This is a genomic window from Enterococcus sp. AZ088 (assembly GCF_051714845.1).
Taxonomy (GTDB): domain Bacteria; phylum Bacillota; class Bacilli; order Lactobacillales; family Enterococcaceae; genus Enterococcus; species Enterococcus faecalis.
Genome location: NZ_JBIOSQ010000002.1, coordinates 79,222 through 97,279 on the forward strand (window position 1 = coordinate 79,222; position 18,058 = coordinate 97,279).

Genomic DNA, 18,058 nt, shown 5'->3' on the forward strand with positions numbered 1-18,058 from the left:
ATAGAGAATTGATTTATAAAGAAGGGGATGATTTTATGAAAAAAAGTATTGTTTTAAGTACAATAGTATTATTTTCTAGTCAGATACTTTTGCCAACTGTAGCTATAGCAGAAACTAATCAGCAAAATACGACTGATAGTAATAATCAAAATCAAGTAATGATACCTACCGATTCTTCTCAAGTAGAAGATGAAAATACTGTTTCAAGTGAAAAAGATAATAATATTTCAGAGGAAAGTTCTAAACATAATTCAGTAGTAACTCCTAGTGAAAATAATAAAACAGATCATTCTATATCTCTTGAAGAAAATACAAGTATTTCTAATGATACAACAGATAAAATTGTGAAAAATGAAGATGAAGACAGTAAAGTCGACAATTCTTTTAGTAATAATGAAGAGTTAAAATCTACTCAGGGAATTTCTCTGGGGAAAATACAAGTAGTAGATCAATATCAGACATATATTGATCCAATAACTGGTGTTAAACCAGGAGAGTTAACAGTTTCTGTACCTGTAACTGTAAGTGAAGAAGGTATATCTGATGCTTATATAGTCATTCCTTATGGTGGTTGTATTCCATCAATAGATAATCCTGTTTTTTCGAATTTTTCTATGAATAGTTCTATTTTTGAATACGTACAGAATACTGATATACCTTCTAATTCTATAGTATCTTCCTATGAAAATGATGTTGTTAACAAAAGAATTATTGTAAGGCTTAAAGAAACTGTGACTTCTGTTGAAACAATTAATTTGAAATTTAAATTTAATGATGAATACATGGGGAAAATTCCTGTTAATCAAATAATCTGGAGTAATTTGTATGCTGAAATATATATACTAAATAACAAAATAGATCAAACAGATTCAGTCAATATTACATCATCAACAAGAGATGGTATGGGGCTAGCTTATAATTATATGAATCCTTCTGATCAGTATTATTCTGATGGAAGGATTTCAACTAGATTAAAATATGTTAATGATTTTAATCAATATTCAAAACTGGATGTATCTAAAGATAATCAAATGTATATAGAATTACCTACTGGATCAATAATAAATAATCAAGCTACGAAAAATTATTTTGATTTTAGTTCAGGACAAACTAATATTGAAGATAATAGTATTCCTGTGGGGTATACGAGGTATTATAGAAAATTAACAGACGATTCTAGTAGTTTTACTAACTGGCATTCTGGTGGAAATCCAAATAAAAATTCTATACTGTATGATTTTCAGTTTACTCCACCATCAACTATTAAAACAGGAGAGTATTTTTATGTAAATTTTGGTATGAAATATTTTAAATATAATTCTGAAAAAAAGGTGATTAGTAGTCAAGTTAAATATCAAAAAATTGATACCCCTGAATGGCAAATTAGTGGAACGGGAGGAGATCATAGTACAGGGACTTCTACAAATGCTACTGTTGTAATTAATGAACCAAATAGTATTAGTAAAGAAAATATTGCATTTGGATGGAAAACCTACGAACATGTATGGACTACAAAAAATACGGGTAAGAAGCCTATTAAAGGAATGAAATTTGAAATTTTACAACAAAGTGATAGTTCAGCATTAGCCAATTTTAATTCTATAACCATTTATGGAACCAAAGCGAATAAAGATGTTGCTGATACTTACTATAAAACAGTTTTTGAAATTAAAAATACAGAAGGTAATACTAGGGAAGTTTCTTCAAATCTATATAAAGGGATACATAATGTACCTATCCCTGATTTAATTTCTGGTGAATATATTAATAAAATTACTGTAATTCCAATGGGAGAAACAGGGACTTCTGAAGGTGTTTTTCTTCCATCAAATGGTTTTGCAATAGGATACACATGTAAAAATTGGACAAGTGGTAAATGGCCAAATGGAAGTACAATTGAACGAGAGAAAGTTTATGAAATAGATTTTGCTGCTAAAATGTATTATGAGGACGAAAGTAATCCACAGAATGTAATAGCAATTGAGAAAGCTCAACCTATGGGAAAAGTATTTTATACTGCAGCGGCAACGCAAGCAAAAGCCCAGATTGTTAGTAGTAATTCTTTTGGCAAATCTCCAGGAGATACGGTTGACTATACTATTCAGGGATATAATGGTAGTTCAGCAACAGGTGTATTGAAAAATCCTAAAATAGCAATAGCGATTCCTAAAGTTTTAGAATTGAAAAATCCTAATGAATTAAAAACTTTTGAAGATAAAGTCAATAATAAAATATATAAAGAAAATGTAGTTGTAAAATTAATAAACACAGATGATGAATATAATTATTACAGTATAGAAAGCTCCGTGACAGTAGATAAGAATGGAGAAAAAGTTGCCTTCGAAATTCCGTTGGAATTTACTGTGAAAAATGGAGCTATGGAAGGTAATTATAAGATACCAGCAGTTGCTATTACTGGAAAAGATTTTTTACAGATAGATTCATATACTAATAATCTTTCATCAGAATTAGCAGAACTTTTAGGTTTGTCGAATGATGTTCCACACTCATATACAGCAACAGTTGAAAAAAACACGTCACTAACTATTGTTAGAAGTTCTAGATTATTTGGCAGAACGTTTGTACGGGAAAATAATTCAGCAAATTGGAGCAATACTTCGATTTTAAGTGTAAATCAAGAAGAAAAACCACAAATGAAAGTAGCTGTTTCCAATGAAGGAAATACAACTTTTAATAAAGCTAAAATATACAATGTACTGCCTTATGATGGAGATAAAAGAGGGTCTACAGGAAATATAGAATTTAAAGAAATATTACAGTCGAATACTAGTGCTAAAGTATACTATACAAATAAACCAGTTGATGAGTTGCCCGAATACGGAACAGATATTAATGCTTGGACAAGCGAAAAACTTGAAAGTTTAGGTTTTACTCTTGAAAAACCAAAAAATTTAAGTACTGTAACAGCAATATTTATAGATTTTGAAGAATCTCAAATATTGCCAAATTCTATATTTGAATCAATTTTAGAATTTTTTGTTCCAAAAGCAGAAAATCAGAAAGCTGTAAATCAATTTCAATACTCTGCACAAGAAGTAGGAACAGGTACTTTATTAAATGGTGTAAGTGAAAAAGTCATATTCTCTACAGAAATAGCTAGTGTTTATTATGATAGTAATTTACCAAGTGTGTTAGTTCCAGGTATCTCGGATGCTACAAATATACCAGAAACTCAAAATATATTATTAAAACCGGATGGCTCTGGTGAAATTACTATACCTTCTATAATTCCAATATTACCAGGATATAATTTCGTTTCTTGGGAAGATGAAGAAGGAAATAAGTATAGTCCTAATGATAAGATACAATTCACTAAAAATAGTTCTAAAAAGAAAATTAACTTAAAAGCAATTTGGCAAGCTAAAAAAGTTAATGTGATATATAACGATAATTTTGGGGATACCCCAAGAGAAGTAACAAAAGAGTATAGGTTTGGAGATACAGTTCAATTATCTGATGTGACTATACCAATAAGAGAAGGATATACTTTTAAAGGTTGGAGTGAATCTAACGTAGCTACTGTACCAGATTTCCTTGAAAATAGTAAAATTGATTTTGTGGATACAAAAGTAGTTTATGCTGTATGGGAAGCTAATGATTATACGATTAAGTTTGATGCAAATGGTGGAAAGGGAACAATGCCAGACCAAGTTATGAAATATGATCAAGCAGAAAATCTTACACAAAATGCATATATAAAAGAAGGATATATATTTAAAGGTTGGTCCACAGAGCCAAATGGTAATGTTAAGTATAAAGATAAAGAAGTGGTAAAAAATTTAGTTAGTAATGCAAATGGAGAAATCAGATTGTATGCAGTATGGCTTGAAGGCTTACAATTATCAGTTCCAGATTCGATAGGATTTGGCTCAAAAAAACTATCTAAAGAAGATAAGATTTATGGTGTGGAAGAAATTTTAGGTAAAGAATTAACGGTTACTGATAATAGAGGTTCGAATAATACTTGGAAACTAGGAGTAAAATTATTACAACCTTTAACGAATGTTGATAACGGAAAACAATTACTTAACTCTTTGGTATACAAAAATAAGACTGGTGAACAACTATTAACTGATTCAGATACTCAAATAGTAGAAACTGAAAATACAACTGAAGATAATTTCACATGGAATATTTCTAAAACTTGGACAGAAAATTCAGGGTTGTTATTAAAAGTAGACTCTGGTAAAGCAAGTTTAGGTGAATATACAACAACGATTGAATGGACATTAAATGACACACCATAGAAAGGAATAGAAGCGATGAAAAAAATCTATCAATGGTTGTTAATGGGTGGCTTAATGGTTTTGACTTTTTGTTTAGGCATTACTACTTATGCAGAGTCTAAAACGAGTCATGCTGGAATTACCTTTACTGGTGATGGTTCGATTGAAGTCTCTGTAACTTTGCAAAAAAAGGATAAAGAAACAAAAGAAGTATTATCAGATGCGACGTTTGAACTACGAGATGAAAAAGGAACAGTAGTAGAAGTAGCTCAATCGATGACGACAGATGGAAAAGGAGAAATACACCTTACCCGATTGTTTCCAGGAAAATATATGTTTGTGGAAACAAAAAGCCCAAAGGGGTATCAACTAGATCAAACCCCAATCTCATTTGAAGTGGGATTTGATCAACCTTCTGTAAAGGTTACAGCTTATAATGAAAAAAGTAAAAAAACAGGTGGTACAACGCAATCAACAATACCTGTAGAGAGTACGAATAAAAATCAAAGTACAAGCAGTAAAAAGCCTGTAGCTCAAAAACAAGAAGTCGCTAAGAAAGCAAAAGGAAACCTACCAAAAACAGGTGTCAAAATGTCATCCGTTTGGATGATTCTAGGTATCCTTATTTTGGCAAGTACTATTTATGGGATGTATCGGAAATATATAACAAAGTAGCTAAACAAGTGGAATGAACAAATCTTAGATTTTGTTTATATAAATATTTTTTAGAAAGAAGGAGAAAATTTATGAAATCAATGAAATTGACTAGTGCATTAACAGTGGCTATGATTGCAGGAGGGATTGGATTCTCTTCAATTTCTGCAGATGCAGCACCACAAAACCAAAATTCTACAGGGAAAGTAACTTTTACTGCAGGAGACTTAACTTTGGATCAAGTGCCTGATTTTAATTTTGGGGCACAAGAAATAAAAGCTACAACGGAAACTTATGGTGCGCAAGACGAAAGTAAAGTACAAGTAACTGATTTACGAGGTTCTTCAGCTGGATGGAATTTAACAGTAACAGCAGGGAAATTAAAAACAGCTAGTATGAAAGAGTTAGTAGGTGCACAAGTAACATTACATTCAGGGCAAGCTAATAATGATAACGGTGAGACAGTGACTGTAACAGATGGTATTTTAACACCAGATTCGGCAGTTAAAGTATTAGACGCAGCTAATGGTCAAGGAAATGGTGTATCAACTGGAACATGGGCAGCAAACACAGGAGTAACGTTAGAAGTTCCTGGGACATCTGCAAAATTAGCAGAACAATATACTGCCGATTTAACTTGGACATTAACGGATGCGCCAGCACCATAAATAATAAAAGAAAAAGAGGGAAGCAAATCGCTTCCCTTTTTTCAAAGGAGAATGGGGACATTTAATAGTGGGAATAAAGTAAGAGATATGTACGAAACATTAAACAACTGCCTATATTTAGTGGCTTTACAGATACTTGGTGGCAGACAATTGTTTATACATTTCCCATGATTTTAGTAATTGGACTAATTAAAACGATTAGAAAGGATGAAAGAGTATGAAACAAATAGCAGTATACATAGGAGTAGGAATCATTTCTCTACTCAGTCTAATAGGTTTTTCCCTTACGGGAGTAGCGACAGAAAATCAAGCAGATTTTTCAGTGAATGCAGAACAATCTGCGTATCAAGTGGATAAAAGCAAAACATATTTTGATTTGTCGTTACCTGTGAATGAATCTGTCCCTTTGGTTATACATGTAACAAACAATTCGGAGGAAGCAATTGAAGTGGCAGGGGAATTGAGTCCAGCAACCACCAATATTAACGGTGTAGTGGAATATGGCAAGACTCAAAATCAACTTACTTCGAGTGTTCCTTTTGATATTACGAAAGTTGCTTCTTTTGAAAAAGAAAAGCAGACAATTGCCCCTAAACAGACGGTAGATTTTGTAGTAAATGTTTCTGTTCCGACTAAAGATTATGCAGGGGTTGTGGCAGGAGGAATTACTCTTCGGGATGTTACAGAAGAAAAGACTTCAGATGAAACAAAAGGGATGTTTAAAAATAAATTTGCCTATGCTATTGCGTTACTTGTCCATGGAGATAAAACACCTGTAGAAAATGCCGTTACGTTAAAAGAAGTAACCCCTACACAGGTAAATAGTCGGAATGTAGTTAGTGCAGCAATTGAAAATAAAACTGCAAACTATATTAATAAAGTATCGATTGAAGCAAGTGTAACAGATGCTAGTGGAAAAGAAGTATTAAGTGAAAAGAAAGAAGACATGCAAATAGCGCCTAGTAGTCTGTTTCAGTTTCCAATTTATTATGAAAAACAAGAGATGAAGGCAGGGAAGTATACGTTAAAAATGACCGTAAGGTCAGAAAAGCAAGAATGGCAATTAAAAAAATCATTTACAATTACAGAAGAAAAAGCTACTTCATTGAATAAAACAGATGTTTCAGAGAAAGAAGAAAGCAGAAACGTTCAGTGGTTAGTACTTGGTTTAGTAGGAATTATTTTCTTACTGTTGATTATTCTTATAGTTGTATTGAAAAAGAAGAAATAATGAGGGATTTAAAATTAGCAAAAAAATTGGTAAAATGAACTAAGGTAACGATCGCACCCTCAATATAATAGTGTCATGAATTTAAACCTCGATTTTTTTGCGATTGTTACCTTTTTATTTTGGGATGGAAAATTTCTAAATGTCCTATTTATTTCTTTTTGTTATTTCGCCAGTGATAAATTCCTGTTAAGATAGTGGCTATATAAAAAAGGCAGATACTTAAGAAGAGTATATTCATGATTTCCTCCTAGTTAAATAAAAGTCATGAATAATTGTACCAAGATTTTTTAGGGAAGTTAAGATTGAAATAGGAAAGTAAATACGATAAAATTTTTATAGACTGTTACGTTGAAATTGTTCTTCAGAGACTATTTCTTCCAAACCACCTACTAGATAGGTGGTTTTAATTATTATTTTCGGAGGTTGTGTTTTGGCCAAAAAAAGTAAGGATTTAATAGATATCGGATCATTTGTGCATTGTCAATCTGTTATGGGACAAACGCTCAAAGGAAAAGTTGAAGTGATAAATCAATATACAGTGATCGTTTTTGATGGAGAATTTCGTCATGTGGTCACGAAAAAACAGTTGAAAGAATTAGGCTATTCTTTGCCAAATAAAAGAAAAAAATAAGCAGAGAGGGATTCCTTTCTGCTTATTTTTTCGTTCGTATAGATTGTTGATCGAAGTCGAAAAGTGCGCCTTCACAGTCAAGAGTTATCTTCTTTTTATCTGAGGATATTTCAGATATTACTCCATGTAATCCTCCAATAGTCACAACAGTGTCTCCTAGTTGTAAATTGTTTAAAAAATCTTGTCGTTCTTTTTGTTGCTTTTTTTGTGTACGAAACAGATAAAAATATATAGCAACAATAACTAGCAACATGATAAGCATCGGTTTCATTTCTCCTTGTTAATTTGAAAATTTATATATAGACATCAAGGCTATTTTATAAAAAGAAAGTATTGATGGCAATATTTGTTTCGAATGAAATGGTACAATAATCAGGTAAAAACAATTGGAATTGATGGATACCAACTTACAAAAATGTTAGGAAAATTCTTTTGTTTTAACATTTACAAAACTATACCAATGCTTCTATAATTTCTATATAGAAGACGTTTTCTAATTTTTATTTTCGAGATGAACATTCATGAAAAAGAAATTAGTTAAAGGTTTAGTTATTTGTGGTATGATTGGGATTTGTTTTACAGCATTAGGAACAAATATAGAAGCTGCTACGTATTATGGAAATGATGTGTATTGCAATAGTAAATTAGGGACAAGCTTGGTCAGAAGGAGTTAAACGTTGGGGAGATAATTTGTTTGGTAGTTTTAGTGGAGGAAGGATTTAAATGATTGATATTGAGGAAACAAAAAAATAATTCATGAACTATATAATAGTTTAATGAAGCGTGATAAGACCAAAGCTATATTAGATATTACACATGTTTTGTTGCAAGTCTATAAAAAAATAGATAGCGAAAAATATCCAGAAGTATTAATAAATAAAATGGTGAATTATATCTATATTGTTGGATTTGACAATAAAATTCATTTTTTAGGAAATGATGAAAAGTTATTAATTGAATTAGGAGATATATCTAAAAAGGCTGGAATTAACAGTAAATATAAAGCTAATTTTACAGATAAGTCTCAATTCTATAGTTATTCTGAAAAAGTACCTATTAGATAATTATAAACTAGCGTCCATTACACAAAAACTCACTGCCGATTATAGAGCAGTGAGTTTTTTTACTGTAAATTTGAGAGAGCAATTCTAAGCCATTTTCAAAAATATTGCTAGGTAATTATAATTATGCAATAAAGACATTTAAATGCTCGTTCTTTCAATTTTGATTTATAAATTTATATTTATAACAATTTAAGAAGTTTAGTTTCACCACACTTGTATTTGAAAAATAATCACCAATATGTTGTTTTTTGGGAGTAAAAATCGTTATTAGATATCCAATAGAGAAGAAAATATTTTTTAAGATAAAACGACAGAATAATTCTCGAATAAGAACTGTTTGCCAACTAAGTGCATCTTCTTGAAAACTAACTACCTTTAGTCCAAAAATCATTTTTCCTATCGTCTGCCCGTCATTTAATTTGGTTAAAAGAACAAAGTAACCTAAATAAATGACCAATGAAAAAAAACCATAAATAGTTATAATTGAAGAATCCGCTTTTAGGCCAATAAGCTTATATACTAAACCTATAGTTGCACTTGTGAGAATATTAATACACAAATAGTCTATAAAAAAAGCGAAGAAGCGTGACCAAAAGCCAGCATAAAAATAATTTGGAAACTGTTTTCTTTGTTCTTCATTTGTAAAATTTGAATTTTCTACTTTCATACTAACTACCTCCGTAATAATACATTGGTTTAGGAGCCTCAGAGGTTCCTAGTTTTTCCAATATTGAAAATAACTGAGCAGAAGTGTTTGCTTTAAGTCCTTGCCACTCTGCTAGTTTCACTCCAAGCAAAGAAGAAGCAAAATCAGTAGTACTATTTTTATATGCAATAACTTTGGCATCTTCTAATTTTTTCTCTTTTTTTAAGTCCTTCAAAGCGTCTTCAGGGAATCCTATTTTATCAATCAAACCATTTTCTAGGGCCTGAGTTCCATCATAGATACGACCGTCTGCAATTTTTTTCACATCGTCAATGTTCATGTGACGGCCTTTTGCAACAATATTTAAAAAACGTTTGTAAGAGCTCATAACAAAATTTTGTATGACTTCTTTTTCCTCTGGAGTTGGGGTTCGTTCGGAAGACAACATATCTTTTAAAGCTCCACTTTTATATGTTGAGTCTGTGATACCTAGTTTTTTTAACAGCCCAGCATAATTTAATTTTGATATAATAACCCCAATAGAACCTGTCGTGGTTTCTTCGGTTGCAAAGATTTTATCCGTATTGGCGGCAATATAGTATCCTCCACTGGTAGCAGTGTCTTTAAAAGTTGTATAAATTGGAATTTTTAACTGCTTAATTTTTTCTAATTCCTTGGCGATTTCTGCACTTTCATAAACTCCACCACCAGGAGAATTTACTTCAAGTAAAACACCTTTAACGGTGTTATCTTCTTGTATTTTTTTTATTTGGGATAAAAAATTTTGATGGTTGTAAGTTTTTTTACTGAATAGATTATTTTCCCCAGTGTCGGCGATAGTTCCTTCAACTGATAATTTAACTATTTTTTTATTATCTTTCCCTTCTTCTAAAGTCTCTTCTATTAACTCATTTGATCCATAAAAAATTCTATTAATTCCTGTCAAAGTATTTTCTTTGGTTTCTTTTTCCGGTATAAAAGCAATAATGATTGATATAATAAACAATGCTGCTGCGATACCAATAGCTGTCCATCTTCTTTTATTCATAGTTTCCTCCTAAAAGTAAGTAGTTATTTTCTTCTTAGCTAAATTTTATTGTCAAAGAAATCATTTTTGTTAGTATTTTTCTTTCGGATAAATAATTGTTAACGCATATAAGTTTAAGCCATACTACAATATTGACTCTACTATCCCTTCACTGTTAGCTTCTTTTTTAATGCTTCTTGTTTGAATAATAATTGTACCTATTCCAGTAAATTCATTAACCAAACCTTTACCTGTTGTAAAACCAAATTTTCCAGAAGCAATTTTGATATTGTAATCTAACGATTCTGACCATGCAACAACGTGGTGATTATCTACAACAAATGGTGTAGTTCCATCTAAGTGGATTTCCGTGATATCTCCATAGCTATTGATCAATAATGATCCAGAACCAGTTGTCTCCATTACAAACAATCCTCCAGTCCCCCCAAAAATGGCTCCACTTAGCTTTTGACGTTTCATATTATAAGAAACACTTGCATCACAAGCTAAAAATGTTCCCGTATTTAATCGCCAATGCTCACTGTCTACCTTAAGTTCTTTGATGGTTCCTAATGTAGCTGGTGCCAAAGCAATTTTTGCTGTATTTGTTAGACCAGATGCTTTTGTAATAAAAAAATTTTCACCACTAGACACTGAACGACCGATAGCACTAATGACTCCGCCAAATCCAGATCTTCCATTACTATTCATTTTTCCTTCTAAATTAATTTCACTATTGTGATAGACTAGTGCCCCACTTTCTAATAGAATACTTTCACCTATGTGTAAGGCCACTTCTACCAATGGAAAAGTTTTTCCGATTGTCTTGTATTGCATAGTATTAAACTCCTTTTTACTTATTATCAGTAGTATAACTTATCAATTATTTTTTTAATAATAAAAAAATAATTTTTTCTAACATTTTTGTAAGTTAATATAACAAAACTCAACGACTGTTAGAATTCTGGCAGTATCTTAAAGAATTTTTTTCATTTTCTACATATCTCTTTATCTCGTTTACTTTTTTAGAAATTGTATCTACGTATTCCATATCCAGGAAAATTATTTCAGCTTACGGTTAAGTCTTTAGTAATTTTAAAGTTATTTTTAAAACAAATAGAAGAGTTACAACGGATAGGATAGGAGGTAATAATTTAATACCTTTGAAACTGAACTCATTCATTGGTGAATTCCATAAAAAATGCAAAATAATAGGAGCTACCACAAATGAATAAATATCTTTCTTTGAAAAAATTTGAATTTTTTTCAAAATAGAAGCTATACCCGTTGAAAAAATACCTGTGTATGCCCAGTGAGAAGAAATTGCATTTGAAATTCTAGCAAAAACTTGTTCGAAAAATAATTGAGAAGAATTTGTTTCTCCAATAATATAAGAAATATCTTCTACAATTTGGAAGCCCAAGCCTACAGAAATCCCTATAAGAAAAATTGGTTTAATATCGGTTATTTGAAACAGCGAAACAATCATTAGAACACAAATAACTTTGAAACCTTCTTCAACAAAAGGAGCTGTTACAGCTGCTGACCATTTATCAATTATCTCTGACGAATCAAAGAAATTTAACAAACGGTTTTCTAAATTAGAATTACACTCTCCGCTTATCCAACCAGATGAGAATAAACCGCTAAAAATTCCTATAGATATGAAATAAGCTCGTATTTTTAATGTTGTACTAAGCATTTTTAATAATAAAATACCAGGAATAATATATATCCCAAGCAATATTTTTAAATAGTTTGAATTACTAATTTCTGTACCTAGAGTGGAAAGTTCATACCCCATTCCTATTGCAATGCTTAATAAATAAAATTATTTTTTTCAAAAAGTCATCTCTTTCATTCTTAAAATCTATTTATTATTAGGTGTACATTTAAAAGTAAGATTATCGTCTATAAAAGTTACAGAGATTCCAGAAACATTTAAAGTGGATACTATAGAACTTAAATCAACTATATTTTTTGTAAATAAATTAATTTTAGGTACTAAAATTTCATCTTTGGGTTGTACTAAGGAAAGTAGTTTTTTTAGTTCGTTTTCAGAATCTATAGATTTTTCAATGAAAATCTTTTTTACTCTAATATTTTTTAATTTTTTAACATATTTTTTATTATTAACCCTTGAATAACCATAAAGTGACAAATAATTATCTCCCTTCTTAAATTATAAATTTAGAATAAGTTTACTATTTCATGGGTCAACAACTCATTAACATATGTTAATGAGTTGTTGACCCATTTTTAGTTAAAATATTTTTTTGTAAATTTTATTTAGTAAATATAGGGGAGGAAGTTGAAAATGAACAAATCTATTTTGAACAAAAAAAAAGAGGTAACAAAAAAGAAAAGAATGTTAGGATTAGCAACAGCTGTGACTTGTGTAGGTATTGCAAGTAGTCAAGTTGGAGATACTTTTTTTCCTCACTCTACACAGCTTGGAGAGGATTCTGGTAGCCAGGAAATAGAGGCGTATCAACCTACACAGCTTGGAGAGGATTCTGGTAGCCAGGAAATAGAGGCGTATCAACCTACACAGCTTGGAGAGGATTCTGGTAGCCAGGAAATAGAGGCGTATCAACCTACACAGCTTGGAGAGGATTCTGGTAGCCAGGAAATAGAGGCGTATCAACCTACACAGCTTGGAGAGGATTCTGGTAGCCAGGAAATAGAGGTGTATCAACCTACACAGCTTGGAGAGGATTCTGGTAGCCAGGAAATAGAGGCGTATCAACCTACACAGCTTGGAGAGGATTCTGGTAGCCAGGAAATAGAGGCGTATCAACCTACACAGCTTGGAGAGGATTCTGGTAGCCAGGAAATAGAGGCGTATCAACCTACACAGCTTGGAGAGGATTCTGGTAGCCAGGAAATAGAGGCGTATCAACCTACACAGCTTGGAGAGGATTCTGGTAGCCAGGAAATAGAGGCGTATCAACCTACACAGCTTGGAGAGGATTCTGGTAGCCAGGAAATAGAGGCGTATCAACCTACACAGCTTGGAGAGGATTCTGGTAGCCAGGAAATAGAGGCGTATCAACCTACACAGCTTGGAGAGGATTCTGGTAGCCAGGAAATAGAGGCGTATCAACCTACACAGCTTGGAGAGGATTCTGGTAGCCAGGAAATAGAGGCGTATCAACCTACACAGCTTGGAGAGGATTCTGGTAGCCAGGAAATAGAGGTGTATCAACCTACACAGCTTGGAGAGGATTCTGGTAGCCAGGAAATAGAGGCGTATCAACCTACACAGCTTGGAGAGGATTCTGGTAGCCAGGAAATAGAGGCGTATCAACCTACACAGCTTGGAGAGGATTCTGGTAGCCAGGAAATAGAGGCGTATCAACCTACACAGCTTGGAGAGGATTCTGGTAGCCAGGAAATAGAGGCGTATCAACCTACACAGCTTGGAGAGGATTCTGGTAGCCAGGAAATAGAGGCGTATCAACCTACACAGCTTGGAGAGGATTCTGGTAGCCAGGAAATAGAGGCGTATCAACCTACACAGCTTGGAGAGGATTCTGGTAGCCAGGAAATAGAGGCGTATCAACCTACACAGCTTGGAGAGGATTCTGGTAGCCAGGAAATAGAGGCGTATCAACCTACACAGCTTGGAGAGGATTCTGGTAGCCAGGAAATAGAGGCGTATCAACCTACACAGCTTGGAGAGGATTCTGGTAGCCAGGAAATAGAGGTGTATCAACCTACACAGCTTGGAGAGGATTCTGGTAGCCAGGAAATAGAGGCGTATCAACCTACACAGCTTGGAGAGGATTCTGGTAGCCAGGAAATAGAGGCGTATCAACCTACACAGCTTGGAGAGGATTCTGGTAGCCAGGAAATAGAGGTGTATCAACCTACACAGCTTGGAGAGGATTCTGGTAGCCAGGAAATAGAGGCGTATCAACCTACACAGCTTGGAGAGGATTCTGGTAGCCAGGAAATAGAGGCGTATCAACCTACACAGTTCAATGAATTGTTAATACAGCAAGTAGTTAATAATATACAGTTTATTGAAGATCTTGAGTCTGCAACAACTGATAATATACAAGATAAAAAAGATACAAATCAGTGTATTCTTCAAGAACTAAAAATGCTTGAACGGATAAATGGCATAGCCTGTGATATGTATTTTCCATACAATATAAAAAGTTTGAACCAATTATTTGAGATGTTAGAACAGTTAGAAAGAAAGAAAATTGAACAAATATCAACAAAACAAATATATAGTAATATACCAGTAATACAAAAATCACTAAGTAACATGAAATCTGACAATGAAGAAAATAATATGATTCTTTTGAACTATTTGCCTACTCTGGAACGGGCCAGGGGGATTTTGAATACTGTAGTATCAACATTACCGTATTCTGAAGAAAATTTAAAAAGGCTATCCGAAATTTTTACACACAAGCAGTTACTTCTACAGCCTGAAGAAAATATTATGGAAGTAAAAAAAATATTAGAAGATTTAGATTTAGATTTAGAAAAAGCAATTCAAGAATGCAAATTGGACTTGAATGAGGTTAATCAAGAACTTTATACAGAGTCATTTTATATAGTTGAGGATATAGCGATAAATTCTTTAGTTTCAATATGCGAAAAAGTTTTAGTAACTTTAAATGTAGATGAAGAATTTAAAAAAAGCTTGGAAAAGATGAAGAAAATAATAATAAGCGAGAAAATTGAAGTGGGAGAATATAGAGAACAACTTAAAAACCAATTTATTGATTTATCTCAATGGCTTGAAAAGTTTGCTAGAGAAAGACAATCATTACAAGAGGCATTACAAGATGCACTAAATAGATGGTTTGGAGGACATGAAATAAATTAATTGAAAAATTTCAATACAAAAAATTAATATTTACAAAGTTCTTCTAATTTTTTTATAATAGATAGATGAAAGGAGGTAGTTAATGAAAAAGAAAATAGAAAAAATATATTTAACTAACGAGGTACATTTTAACATATGTCAATGCTTTTTTTTCTATTGCTTATAAAATATATATAGAGTAAATAGAAAGGGTTGATGAAAAATGAATAAAAAATTTTCAACTTGTTTGTTAATAGGAGTAATTTTTCTAATTTTCTTTTCAGTAAAGTCAATAAAAGCTTTTGGAAGTAACATAGAAAATAGTACTATTAATGATTTTATTTACTCGCTTAGTTATGATCCGTTAAAGATATTAAGATTTCAAGGAGACAGCATAAGTAATTTACCTAGTACTGAATCAGATTGGAAAAATGGAGTATTTTATGTAGTAGAAAAGAAAAAGAAAAGCTTAAGTAATGGTTCTTCGGATATATCCTATTTATCTGCAGGAGAAGGAAATCTTTATCCAGGAGCTATATATTTAGCGAATCGAGGCTTGACAGAGGGTAGACCTACGCCAATTTCAGCTGAAAAAAAAGGATTGACTCTTACAATTGATTTGCCAGGACTAACTGGTACCGATAATCAGAGATTTGTCGAACATCCCGACGGTGGAAACATTAAAAGTGCTATCAATGATATGATTGATATATGGATTAAAAAGTACCCTCAATATGAACAAGTACCAGCAAAAGTAGAATGTGAGCAAGCACAAACATATAGTATGTCACAATTAGAAACACAATTAGGTTTAGGAATTGAAACAGTTGCACAAAAACTTAATGTTGATTTTTCGTCAATCAATAAGGGAGAAAAGCAATGTATTTTCCTGAAATTTAAACAAATTTATTATACTGTAAGCACAGAAGCTAAAGCTAAACCGTCAGAATATTTTTCGGAAAAAGTAACTCCGTATGAACTACAAAGACAAGGTGTAAACAATGATGCGCCTCCAGTATTTGTTTCAAGTGTATCGTACGGAAGAACGGTATATGCTGCAATTGAAACAAGTAATACTAGCAATAAATTTAAACTAGCGGTAGATGCAGCTATTAACGGTAAAGATGTTTCTTCAGATGCTGAGTTAAGTAGCTTAATTCAGGAATCTACATTTAACGCAATAGTTTATGGTGGAGGCTCAAAATCAGGTGTTAAAGTTATTAATGGTATGTTGAGTAGTATTCATGAACTGATTGATGAGGGGAAAAATTTTGATAGAAATAGTCCAGCAGTACCAATATCTTTTAATACAATGTTTATAAAGGACAATGAGCAAGCGCTAATTAGTAAAGCTACTGATTACGTAGAGACTATAGTTCATGAATATCATAGTGGCGAAATAAATTTGAATCATAGTGGAGCATATATAGCACGTTATTATATTGATTGGGATGAAATTAGTTACGATGATAAAGGAAATGAGATAAAAAAGAATGTAAGTTGGCCTGAAAATGATATGAACAAGACAGCTGGCTTTTCATCACAAATATTTATTCCAGCTAATGCTAGAAATATAAATGTTAAAATTATTGAAGCTACGGGTCTAGCCTGGGATTCTTGGCACACTATATGTGATAAAAAAAACTTGCCAAATGTAAATCGTCGTGAGTTTTCAATATGGGGAACAACGTTAGCACCTTATTACGTTAATAAGATCATTCCTTAATATTAATAGTAGAGAAGGTGTACAAGTAATGAAAGATGATATATTTTTAAAGCAAATTCAAGCAAATGGATTATGTTCAAAAGTCTATAAAAAAGGAGAATTTATAATAAGTAATTGGAAAAATAATTACTCAAATATTTTTGTTGAAGAAGGTATTTTAAAAATGACAATAAGTAATGCAGAAGGTCTTACTTTCACTTTACAGCATATTCAAGGAAGAATACTTATTCTTTCAACATCAATATTTAATGATAAAGCAATGTGTAAATATAATCTAGAAGTTGTTTCAGATACAGCTAAGTTATATTTTTTAACTATTGATAATTTAACTACATTTATGGCTAAATCCACAAACATAATGAGATATGTTATTGACTGCTTAGAAAAACAATTAACTTTTGTGTGGTCGAAATTGTGTGATTTTTCTGTTCATGGTAAATGTGGTGCATTGTGTGGACAATTATTAGTTTGGACATATTTATTTGGAGAGAAACAAATGAATGGAACGATAACGATAGAGTTAATTGCCACTTTACAAGACTTAGGTGATTCTTGTGGGATATCACATGTAGCATCTGTTTCTAGAATGTTATCTAATTTAAAAAAAGAGAAAGTTATAGTTATAGAAAATGGAAAGATAAAAATATTAAAGTTAGATATTTTGAAGATTAATGCACCAAAGATAGAAGAATGGTTTGCTCTTAATGAAAGACAAAAGTGGGAAAAAATAAATTATTAAAATTATTAGTAATATATACTGGAAGGGCGTACTACTTGTTGCTTCCTGAAAGGTTGCAAGGTGGTCATTAGAGTGTAGTGAGACCCGAAAGTTAGACCGAATACCGACTGGAGAAATCTGGTCGGTATTTTTATGCGATGAACCGTTCACCTAATTGGACGTGACTGCACCCTGTTTTTTTCTTTATTCGTTGATGATTATAATAATCAATCCATTCCTAAATTGCTTGTTCTAGTTCTTCAAAATTAGAATAAATAATACCATGGTAGGTTTCTTGTTTTAAGACATGTCTTGAAAGATCTGGAGACTAGTTGATTGCTTTTTGTAATGCTTCATTTGGTCCCCCCCCCCCCCCGACCTTGGTCAGAATGAAAAGTGCGGCGATGTTGACAATCTTGCGTTTTATCAATGGCTTCTTTTTGTTCCTCAAGAATTGCTTTGGCATTCGGCTATTTAGAAATACGGTAAGACAAGATTTCACCATTAAATAAATCAAGAAAAGGATCTAAATAGAGTTTTTTTTATTTGAATATTCCCGTTTTGCTCACGTTCATAATCAGGACTTCTAATTTTTGATTGGAATTTTTTTCGGAGTTC

At 32.1% G+C, this 18,058-nt stretch carries 15 protein-coding genes and 2 pseudogenes; 10 read left to right on the plus strand and 7 right to left on the minus strand.

All coding sequences use genetic code 11. The features are described 5' to 3' along the window. The first annotated feature begins 35 nt into the window (after positions 1 to 35). The 5 genes from IGL17_RS13560 (at position 36) to IGL17_RS13580 (ending at position 7,431) form a co-directional block, all read left to right on the plus strand. Complete coding sequence (locus IGL17_RS13560; RefSeq protein WP_438724680.1) at positions 36 to 4,268, plus strand: InlB B-repeat-containing protein; 4,233 nt, start codon at positions 36 to 38, stop codon at positions 4,266 to 4,268. A gap of 15 nt (positions 4,269 to 4,283) precedes the next feature. After that, complete coding sequence (locus IGL17_RS13565; RefSeq protein ID WP_289867781.1) at positions 4,284 to 4,922, plus strand: LPXTG cell wall anchor domain-containing protein; 639 nt, start codon at positions 4,284 to 4,286, stop codon at positions 4,920 to 4,922. A gap of 71 nt (positions 4,923 to 4,993) precedes the next feature. After that, positions 4,994 to 5,569, plus strand: coding sequence for a WxL domain-containing protein (locus tag IGL17_RS13570; protein WP_438724679.1), 576 nt, complete (start codon positions 4,994 to 4,996; stop codon positions 5,567 to 5,569). A 217-nt stretch (positions 5,570 to 5,786) separates the two neighbouring features. Then, positions 5,787 to 6,800, plus strand: a complete 1,014-nt coding sequence (locus tag IGL17_RS13575; RefSeq protein WP_438724678.1) for a DUF916 and DUF3324 domain-containing protein — start codon at positions 5,787 to 5,789, stop codon at positions 6,798 to 6,800. Positions 6,801 to 7,230: 430 nt separating this feature from the next. Continuing rightward, the gene (locus IGL17_RS13580; RefSeq protein ID WP_010709164.1) at positions 7,231 to 7,431 is read left to right on the plus strand and encodes a hypothetical protein; all 201 of its coding nucleotides are present in this window, start codon (positions 7,231 to 7,233) and stop codon (positions 7,429 to 7,431) included. Positions 7,432 to 7,453: 22 nt separating this feature from the next. On the opposite strand, the gene yajC is transcribed toward IGL17_RS13580, so the two are convergent. Then, positions 7,454 to 7,693 (minus strand): preprotein translocase subunit YajC, encoded by a 240-nt coding sequence (gene yajC / locus IGL17_RS13585; protein ID WP_438839755.1) that lies wholly within the window; start codon positions 7,691 to 7,693, stop codon positions 7,454 to 7,456. Between the two features lie 259 nt (positions 7,694 to 7,952). Here yajC and IGL17_RS13590 point away from each other — a divergent pair. After that, a pseudogene (locus IGL17_RS13590) lies at positions 7,953 to 8,154 on the plus strand (leucocin A/sakacin P family class II bacteriocin). Between the two features lie 53 nt (positions 8,155 to 8,207). After that, positions 8,208 to 8,495: a bacteriocin immunity protein gene (locus IGL17_RS13595; protein WP_016622730.1), complete on the plus strand. Its 288-nt coding sequence runs from the start codon at positions 8,208 to 8,210 to the stop codon at positions 8,493 to 8,495. 154 nt (positions 8,496 to 8,649) lie between these two features. On the opposite strand, the gene IGL17_RS13600 is transcribed toward IGL17_RS13595, so the two are convergent. The 5 genes from IGL17_RS13600 to IGL17_RS13620 form a co-directional block, all read right to left on the minus strand. After that, entirely contained in the window at positions 8,650 to 9,162 is a 513-nt protein-coding gene (locus tag IGL17_RS13600) for an RDD family protein (protein WP_016617119.1), read from the minus strand. A 1-nt stretch (position 9,163) separates the two neighbouring features. Beyond that, positions 9,164 to 10,189 carry a signal peptide peptidase SppA gene (gene sppA / locus IGL17_RS13605; RefSeq protein WP_016617120.1) on the minus strand — a complete coding sequence of 342 codons (1,026 nt, stop codon included), beginning with the start codon at positions 10,187 to 10,189 and terminating at the stop codon, positions 9,164 to 9,166. Between the two features lie 123 nt (positions 10,190 to 10,312). Further along, positions 10,313 to 11,005 carry a TIGR00266 family protein gene (locus IGL17_RS13610; RefSeq protein WP_438724675.1) on the minus strand — a complete coding sequence of 231 codons (693 nt, stop codon included), beginning with the start codon at positions 11,003 to 11,005 and terminating at the stop codon, positions 10,313 to 10,315. 241 nt (positions 11,006 to 11,246) lie between these two features. Next, the gene (locus tag IGL17_RS13615) at positions 11,247 to 11,972 is read right to left on the minus strand and encodes a PrsW family glutamic-type intramembrane protease (protein ID WP_289867805.1); all 726 of its coding nucleotides are present in this window, start codon (positions 11,970 to 11,972) and stop codon (positions 11,247 to 11,249) included. 66 nt (positions 11,973 to 12,038) lie between these two features. Continuing rightward, entirely contained in the window at positions 12,039 to 12,329 is a 291-nt protein-coding gene (locus tag IGL17_RS13620; RefSeq protein WP_289867804.1) for a recombinase family protein, read from the minus strand. A 156-nt stretch (positions 12,330 to 12,485) separates the two neighbouring features. On the opposite strand from IGL17_RS13620, the gene IGL17_RS13625 reads away from it, so the two are divergent. The 3 genes from IGL17_RS13625 to IGL17_RS13635 all read left to right on the plus strand — a co-directional run bounded on the left by IGL17_RS13625 (position 12,486) and on the right by IGL17_RS13635 (position 17,461). Further along, complete coding sequence (locus tag IGL17_RS13625; protein ID WP_438839756.1) at positions 12,486 to 15,017, plus strand: hypothetical protein; 2,532 nt, start codon at positions 12,486 to 12,488, stop codon at positions 15,015 to 15,017. Between the two features lie 202 nt (positions 15,018 to 15,219). Then, complete coding sequence (locus IGL17_RS13630) at positions 15,220 to 16,722, plus strand: thiol-activated cytolysin family protein (protein WP_438724673.1); 1,503 nt, start codon at positions 15,220 to 15,222, stop codon at positions 16,720 to 16,722. 28 nt (positions 16,723 to 16,750) lie between these two features. Further along, complete coding sequence (locus IGL17_RS13635) at positions 16,751 to 17,461, plus strand: Crp/Fnr family transcriptional regulator (RefSeq protein WP_016622422.1); 711 nt, start codon at positions 16,751 to 16,753, stop codon at positions 17,459 to 17,461. A 220-nt stretch (positions 17,462 to 17,681) separates the two neighbouring features. Here the strand turns inward: IGL17_RS13635 and IGL17_RS13640 are convergent. Next, positions 17,682 to 17,982, minus strand: a pseudogene (locus IGL17_RS13640) (IS3 family transposase); the annotation flags it as partial. Between the last annotated feature and the right edge of the window lie 76 nt (positions 17,983 to 18,058).